The sequence below is a fragment of the Bacteroides sp. CAG:189 genome, assembly GCF_000432295.1.
Lineage (GTDB): Bacteria > Bacteroidota > Bacteroidia > Bacteroidales > Bacteroidaceae > Bacteroides > Bacteroides salyersiae.
This window is the reverse complement of sequence record NZ_HF991024.1, coordinates 1-5,801: the sequence shown is the minus strand read 5'-3', so window position 1 is coordinate 5,801 and position 5,801 is coordinate 1. Positions and strand designations below refer to the sequence as shown.

Below are 5,801 nucleotides of genomic sequence, written 5' to 3'. Positions count from 1 at the left end.
AAGAGCGTCTGGTAGAGTTGGATGGAGTCTTTGTACAAATCGGCCTGGCTGCCAATAGCGCATCTTTCCGTGATGTTGTGGAGATGAATCGTTCCGGTGAAATTGTGATTGATACACATGGTCGCACCAATGTACCCGGTATTTATGCTGCCGGTGATGTTTCAACTGTCCCTTATAAGCAAATTATAATTGCCATGGGAGAAGGTGCAAAAGCTGCTTTATCAGCGTTTGAGGATAGGGTACGCGGAGTTATTTGACAAATAGGTTTTTCTTAGGAGATTTTTTTAAGAAGGATAATCGGTATTTCATGAAAAATCGCCAACTTTACTCACTGTTATGATAACTCTTAAAAAACGTACAGTATGAGAACCGTATTTCATTGCATGTGGTTGGTTGTGTTGTTGGTGGTGCCTTTTGTGTCCGGAATGGCAGCTTCTCCGGAAGTCGATGAATTTGAAATACTTATGGACAAAATACGGATGGATTTTGTCCATAATCCTTCGATAGAATCTGCTTTGTCCAAATACAATCCGGCTGATGGCTCGTTTACCGATATCGATTATAGTCGAACGGATCGTACAAACTGGGAGCCGTTGATTCATATCGATCGTATTTCTGATTTTGTTTTTGCTTATACGAATGAGGAAAATAAATATTTTCAGGATGAGGCGCTTTATGATAAGATTGTTGCAGCTCTTGAATATTGGTATCGGCGTAATCCGAATTGCAGTAATTGGTGGTACAACCAGATTGCCGAACCGCAAAAAACAGGTGTACTTTTGATTCAGATGCGGGCAGGGAAAAAGCAAATACCATCTGATTTGGAAAACAGGACGCTGCAACGGATGAAGGTGGAGGGCGGTGATCCCGGCAAATGGACCGGAGCCAACATGACCGATATTGCCTTGCATTGGATTTACCGGGCTTGCCTGACAGCTGATGAAGATTTGCTGAAAACGGCTATCGATTATTCGTATAGTACGGTTAAGTATACCACGGCTGAGGGGTTTCAGTATGATAATAGCTATTTTCAGCACGGTGTGCAATTGTATATCGGTGGATATGGTGACGAGATATTAAAAGGAGTGACGCAGGTGGCAATGTATACACAGGGTACTCAGTACGCTTTGCCTTCTGAGAAAATGGCTATTCTGGATAAGTTCATGCGGGAGACTTATTATCAGACCATTCGTGGTAAGTATATGTTGTTTGATGTATTGGGACGTGGAATGAGCCGTCCCGGTATTACCGATAAAAGCGCTATGTCTCTGTTTGCCAAACGAATGATTGTATTGGCTCCGGAGCATGCCGATGAATATCGGGCTATTGTGGAACGTCTGGAAGGACGGAGACCGGCCGATTATGGAATAACTCCTTTGCATACACATTACTTCCGGGGAGACTATACTTTGCATGTACGCTCGGGTTATACGTTTGATGTCCGTATGGTTTCCGCCCGTACGGCCCGATGTGAGTATGGTAATGGTGAGAATCTGAAAACTTATTTTCTTTCGGACGGTTGTACGAATATGGTTATTGACGGGGATGAATATTTCGGGATTTTCCCTGTATGGAACTGGACAAAGATTCCAGGGGTGACGGCTCCACAAATGCCTGTTGTGCCGAAAGCTGCCAGTGACTGGCAAACACGGGGAACTGCCACATTTGTCGGTGGGGTTTCGGATAGTATTTATGGAGTAACTGCTTACGCTTACGATGATAAGTATGCCGGAATAAATACGGCTGCTAAAAAGGCGTGGTTCTTTTTTGATGATGAGATTGTATGTCTCGGGGCCGGTATTACCTCTACGGCAACAACGGATTTATATACTACTGTCAATCAATGCCTTCTTAAAGAAAAACCGGTTACCGCATCTGTAAATGACCGGATCACTACATTGGGAATGGGAGATTTCTCTTATGAAAATAATCTGAACTGGGTTTTGCACAATGGGATGGGATATATGTTTCCGTCAGGCGGTCGTCTGTCTCTTACCAATCGTATACAGACGGGAGACTGGTATGATATCAATACTGCGGCTCCTAAGGGCGAACAGGAAAAAGAGGTGTTTACATTGGGGTTTGAGCATGGACGGTCTCCTAAGAATGCGGCTTATGCTTATATAATTATTCCTAATAAAAATACAGTGGAAGAAATGGAGGCTTATCGGACTGATGATCTGGAGATATTGACCAATACTGATTCAGTACAGGTAGTCAGGCATAAGAAATTGGGTATCTGGCAGATGGTATTCTACCGGGAAGCGACCTTTAAGCATAAGCAGATAAGTGTAACGGTAGATAGAGGGTGTGCTTTGCTTTTTAAAGAGACAGATCGGACTATTACACAGTTTCATATTGCAGATCCTGCTCAAACACAATCTGTTATTAATGTAGATATTCGTATACCTGCTAAAGTGAAGAAAGCCCAAAGAGTGGTATGTGATTTTACCGGTACGGGAATTTATGCCGGAATGTCTAAGGTATATTCTCTCAAATGAATTATCTTCGCCGGGAGAATCGGAGAAATAAATAAAAGAAGATATGTTGGATTTAGAGCAATTGACAGCGGATGTATGCCGTATCGCTACTGCCGCCGGGCATTTTTTGAAGGAAGAGCGAAAGAATTTTCGTCGTGAATCAGTGATTGAGAAATGTACGCATGATTACGTCTCTTATGTCGATAAGGAATCGGAACGCAGATTGGTTACCGAACTTTCGGCTTTGCTTCCGGAAGCGGGATTTATTGCAGAGGAAGGTTCTGCTACATATAATGACGAGCCTTATTGCTGGGTGATCGATCCTTTGGATGGTACTACTAATTATATTCATGATAATGCGCCTTATTGTGTCAGTATCGCTTTGCGCAGTCGGGATGAGCTGTTGCTTGGTGTTGTTTATGAAGTTTGCCGCGATGAATGTTTTTATGCATGGAAAGGTGGAAAGGCGTGGTTGAATGGTGAACCGTTACATATCTCCGATATCGATGATGTGACAAACGCTTTCCTGATTGTAGAACTGCCCTATAATGATGCGGCTTATAAGCAGATTGCCATGCATTTGCTTGATGATTTATATGGCAAAGCCGGTGCTATCCGTATGAACGGCTCTGCTGCTGCCGCTATTTGTTATGTAGCTGCCGGACGCTTTGACGGTTGGCTGGAGGCTTTCATCGGGAAATGGGATTATTCTGCCGCTGCACTGATTGTGCTCGAAGCCGGTGGGGAAGTTACGGATTTCTATGGAAGTAGAGATTTTATGGAAGGACATCATATTATCGCTACCAATGGTCATCTGCATACTTATTTGCAGGATTTGGTGAAAGAGGTTCGTTTTTAGTGATAAGCGAGGTAGTGATAAGTACTGTGCGGAGGAAGAGTATATTGATAAAAGACTGGTTGGATGCTTTTCTTTCGATCTTTTTTCCGCGGTGCTGCCTTGTATGTGGTGGGGTGCTGGCAAAGGGAGAAGAGTGCTTGTGTGCCCGTTGTAACATGGACCTGCCTCGTACGAATTATCATAAAATGAAGGATAATCCGGTGGAAAAGCTTTTCTGGGGGAAAATTCCTTTGGAACGGGCTACTTCTTATTTCTTTTACCGGCGGGGAGGAGACACGCGGCGCATACTTCATTCACTGAAATATGGTGGGCAGAAGGAAATCGGGGAAATTATGGGGCGGCATCTGGCGGTGGAATTATTGTCTTCCGGCTTTTTTGAAGGAATCGATATGCTTGTTCCCGTCCCTCTTCACAAGAAAAAGGAAAAGCTTCGTGGCTATAACCAGAGTGAATGGATTGCCCGTGGAGTTTCGGTAATAACGTTGATACCCGTGTTCACTTCCGGTATGGTACGTGAGAAGAATACCGAGACACAAACTCACAAATCTGCTTTTGAGCGTTGGGAAAATGTGGACGGTATTTTTCGGGTTACTATTCCTGAATATTTTTCGGGTAAGCACATACTTATCATTGATGATGTGCTTACTACCGGAGCGACTATCGTAGCTTGTGCTTCTGCTTTTGACAAAGTGGAAGATATCCGTATCAGCATTCTGACATTGGCAGTAGCGGAGTAATGCCTCTTTTGGAGCTTACCTTTTAGAATGACTCGATTACTAACTCTGAAGCCAATAACCCTTCGATTGCCTTTCCGAATGCCTGAAAATGTGCAGATGCGGCATGTACACTTATGGCATTTTGGTCTTTGTACTCCTCATAAAAAATAAATGCTGTAGGATTGGAAGGATTTTGATAAAGGTTGTAACTGATGTTGCCCTCTTCTGCTCTTGTTCCCTGAATCAGCGGCTCAGCCTTACTGATAAATTCCTGTTCTTTGCCCGGGAGTACCTCGGCACGGGCTACGATTGTTTTCTTTTCCATAATGTTATGTGATTGATATGCTGCAAAAATAGATATTAGTCTTGAGAAAAGGCTTGGTTTACATCAAAAAATCAATTGTCATTCAGAAGTTCGTCGTATAATCGTGCTAAACGTTTTCGCAAATGAAGCACGGCATAGCGTTTTCTTGATATCAACGTGTTGACTGTGATACCTGTGGATTCGGATATTTCTTTAAAAGAAAATCCTTCCAGTTCTGTCAGTTTAAATATGGTGCTCTGCTCTTCCGGAAGTTCATTCATGGCATTTTCCAGTTCTTCCCAAACCAGTGAACGGATGAAATCCATTTCCGGTGAAGCATCCTCGTCTAAAAGCAGACCGGTGAGCTCACTGATAAATGATTGATCCTCTTCGTTATTGTGAACTTCGGGTAATGCTTCTTCACGCTTTTTGCGACTCCAATCTATGATCTGGTTGCGCGTTACGGAATAGAGCCATGCTGATACCTGCTCAATAGGATTGGTTTCAATGTTTATTTTAGCAAGCTGATAGAAAACATTCTGCAAAATATCTTCACAATCCTCTTTGGAGGGAACCCGCTTGGCAATGAAACCTTTCAGTTGGGCTTGGTATTTCCGGAAGAGCTCTGATACATATTGATTCTGATTATCTCCGATTTTCTGAGACTTTTTCTCATTCATGTGCTTCTTGCTCGTGGAATTTAGCCATACGGCTACGTATATAAGCGCGTTTTTCGTCCCAGGTCATATGTTTCATTCTGTCGTGCATTTCAATATGCTCTTTGTTGAAACGGAAAGTGTTTGCGGGATGAGGGAAACCGAATCCCTTGAATAAAATGCGGCATAGGATCAGCAATCCGGCAGCTTGCCAGTAATTGATGGTACTCCAGCCGATGATAGATGGAATTAACGCATTCCATAACAACATAACAATGACAGCAGCAACAGCTATCGACAATATTACGATGGTGATTCCCCGAAAGATGTGTACGGCATTTCTTCTTTTCATTTTCATATTTCTTTTTTGATTAATCTACTATTTTCTTTGTCATTAAGCGGATAGCGTCTTCCGGACAATATCTTTGACATCTGCCACAACCGGTACATTCATCCGGACGTACCGCCCAAGCCCATTTATATCCGCCTTCTTCTGCAAGAGATATTACATTTCTGCGACATTTGTCTATGCATGTTCCACAACCGGTGCACTTGGCATCTATAATGAGTAAAGATATGATTTTTCTACTTCTTATTCCAAACATATTTCTAACTTGTTTTTATTCAACTGATTTTTATTTGATGGTATACCTTCTACTGTTGAAGACGAATCAGCACCGAAGATATTTTAAAGAAAAGTGTTTTTGTGTGTCGTTTTCGCACTTGTTACGATGGGATAGTCTTTGTATGGATATTAGGGGTCAACGTAAAAATCTGAGGGGTAAA

Annotated in this window: 8 protein-coding genes; 4 read left to right on the top strand and 4 right to left on the bottom strand. The window is 42.6% G+C overall.

Annotated elements, in window-relative coordinates; all coding sequences use genetic code 11:
- The 4 genes from QVP90_RS04900 to QVP90_RS04885 form a co-directional block, all read left to right on the top strand.
- Window positions 1-257, top strand: a 257-nt coding sequence (locus QVP90_RS04900; RefSeq protein WP_288203958.1) for an FAD-dependent oxidoreductase, incomplete at its 5' end; no start/stop codon positions are given.
- A gap of 105 nt (window positions 258-362) precedes the next feature.
- Window positions 363-2,501 carry a polysaccharide lyase 8 family protein gene (locus tag QVP90_RS04895; RefSeq protein WP_021935807.1) on the top strand — a complete coding sequence of 713 codons (2,139 nt, stop codon included), beginning with the start codon at window positions 363-365 and terminating at the stop codon, window positions 2,499-2,501.
- Between the two features lie 43 nt (window positions 2,502-2,544).
- Window positions 2,545-3,339 carry an inositol monophosphatase family protein gene (locus tag QVP90_RS04890; protein WP_007479862.1) on the top strand — a complete coding sequence of 265 codons (795 nt, stop codon included), beginning with the start codon at window positions 2,545-2,547 and terminating at the stop codon, window positions 3,337-3,339.
- Entirely contained in the window at window positions 3,339-4,076 is a 738-nt protein-coding gene (locus tag QVP90_RS04885; RefSeq protein WP_021935806.1) for a ComF family protein, read from the top strand. Before QVP90_RS04890 ends, QVP90_RS04885 begins: the two co-directional genes overlap by 1 nt.
- Before the next feature lie 22 nt (window positions 4,077-4,098).
- Here the strand turns inward: QVP90_RS04885 and QVP90_RS04880 are convergent, their stop codons facing one another.
- From QVP90_RS04880 to QVP90_RS04865, 4 genes are all read right to left on the bottom strand, one after another.
- Window positions 4,099-4,380, bottom strand: coding sequence for a putative quinol monooxygenase (locus QVP90_RS04880; protein WP_007479865.1), 282 nt, complete (start codon window positions 4,378-4,380; stop codon window positions 4,099-4,101).
- Window positions 4,381-4,451: 71 nt separating this feature from the next.
- Window positions 4,452-5,039, bottom strand: a complete 588-nt coding sequence (locus tag QVP90_RS04875; protein ID WP_005928661.1) for an RNA polymerase sigma factor — start codon at window positions 5,037-5,039, stop codon at window positions 4,452-4,454.
- Window positions 5,032-5,367 (bottom strand): hypothetical protein, encoded by a 336-nt coding sequence (locus QVP90_RS04870; RefSeq protein ID WP_005928663.1) that lies wholly within the window; start codon window positions 5,365-5,367, stop codon window positions 5,032-5,034. Before QVP90_RS04870 ends, QVP90_RS04875 begins: the two co-directional genes overlap by 8 nt.
- A 19-nt stretch (window positions 5,368-5,386) precedes the next feature.
- On the bottom strand, window positions 5,387-5,620 hold the full coding sequence (locus QVP90_RS04865; protein ID WP_005928665.1) for an ATP-binding protein: 234 nt from the start codon (window positions 5,618-5,620) through the stop codon (window positions 5,387-5,389).
- Window positions 5,621-5,801 lie beyond the last annotated feature (181 nt).

What these genes read in the sequence shown, in the direction of transcription:
- QVP90_RS04895 (WP_021935807.1), top strand. Translation starts at nt 363, where the DNA reads ATGAGAACCGTATTTCATTGCATGTGGTTGGTTGTGTTGTTGGTGGTG.
- QVP90_RS04890 (WP_007479862.1), top strand. Translation starts at nt 2,545, where the DNA reads ATGTTGGATTTAGAGCAATTGACAGCGGATGTATGCCGTATCGCTACT.
- QVP90_RS04880 (WP_007479865.1), bottom strand. Translation starts at nt 4,380, where the DNA reads ATGGAAAAGAAAACAATCGTAGCCCGTGCCGAGGTACTCCCGGGCAAA.
- QVP90_RS04875 (WP_005928661.1), bottom strand. Translation starts at nt 5,039, where the DNA reads ATGAATGAGAAAAAGTCTCAGAAAATCGGAGATAATCAGAATCAATAT.
- QVP90_RS04870 (WP_005928663.1), bottom strand. Translation starts at nt 5,367, where the DNA reads ATGAAAAGAAGAAATGCCGTACACATCTTTCGGGGAATCACCATCGTA.
- QVP90_RS04865 (WP_005928665.1), bottom strand. Translation starts at nt 5,620, where the DNA reads ATGTTTGGAATAAGAAGTAGAAAAATCATATCTTTACTCATTATAGAT.